Below are 1,059 nucleotides of genomic sequence, written 5' to 3' on the forward strand. Positions count from 1 at the left end.
AGAAGTAGCTAAGCATAGTATAACTCCGAGGGTGAACGATATTGATGACGTTTGCGGGGACGGGAGTTCAACTCGTTGGCAATATGATCGCATTGTTGTTGAGTTAAGTGCTCCATGGACGTTCCTTTAGGGATATATTGTCGAATCAGACCATTGACGTTTTCGTTGCTTCCCCTTTCCCAGGAGTGGTAAGGATTCGCAAAGTAGAACTTGACCGAGCTGTGCGCCTCAATGTTCTTGTACTGATGCAACTCGGTGCCGTTGTCGGCGATGATAGTCTTGAAAAGCAGGGGGTCTCGACTGATCAACCGCTTGGTCTTTTTATTCAAGGAACGTGTAGACCGATCTTGAAGCTTTCCAATCATGAGAAATCCGGTTTTACGTTCCACCAAGGTGACAATACAGTCGGTTGACCCTTTACCCATGACGGTGTCGATCTCCCAGTGACCCTTATAGCGGCGGGTTTCTACAGTTCTAGGTCGTTCTGTAATGTGACGCTTGTCAGCCAGTCGACCCCTGTTGTCGTAGGCTTTGTAGCGCTTTCGACGAACCTTGGGAGATTGACGAAGATGTGTCCAAAGGTTGCCGCCGTTGGCCTTGTCACGCCAGATGTACAGGTAAATTGTTTCATGGGAGAAGCAGGGCTGGTTCAAGCGACGAAGATAACCCGTAATCTGCTCGGGACTGTACTTCTTCCTAAGTAGCTTGCGGACCACTTTGAAGTCGTCGTCAGAGTAGTGACTGTTTCGTCTTGAACGCCTCCTCCTGGCGATTGTGCGGCGCTGAGCCTTGCTGGGCCGGTAGGCCCCATCAATATGAAAGCAACGGTTTCGGTCCAGCTCGCGATAAAGAGTGCTTCGGTGCCGACCCATGTGATCGGCAATCTTTTGCATGGAGAGGCCTTGTAATTTCAGTGTGGAAAGGACTACCCTTTCCTCTGAGGTAAGCTGTTGGTATTTCATAGGCTTTTTCAACTTCTTGGCGGGAGTGAAAAAAGACTGATACTACAGCTTGCCTCTCTTATTTTGTAGATTGTCGCACTTAGTATATGAATTCGGG

Annotated in this window: 1 protein-coding gene; it reads right to left on the bottom strand. The window is 48.9% G+C overall.

All coding sequences use genetic code 11. The annotated features are described in order from the left end of the window. Positions 1–8 precede the first annotated feature (8 nt). The gene (locus N645_RS17290; RefSeq protein ID WP_036160848.1) at positions 9–962 is read right to left on the bottom strand and encodes an IS30 family transposase; all 954 of its coding nucleotides are present in this window, start codon (positions 960–962) and stop codon (positions 9–11) included. Between the last annotated feature and the right edge of the window lie 97 nt (positions 963–1,059).

The organism is Marinimicrobium sp. LS-A18 (assembly GCF_000463525.1).
In the GTDB taxonomy this organism is placed as follows: domain Bacteria; phylum Pseudomonadota; class Gammaproteobacteria; order Pseudomonadales; family Cellvibrionaceae; genus Marinimicrobium; species Marinimicrobium koreense.

Coding starts and splice junctions, on each gene's coding strand:
- N645_RS17290 (WP_036160848.1), bottom strand. CDS start 962: ATGAAATACCAACAGCTTACCTCAGAGGAAAGGGTAGTCCTTTCCACA.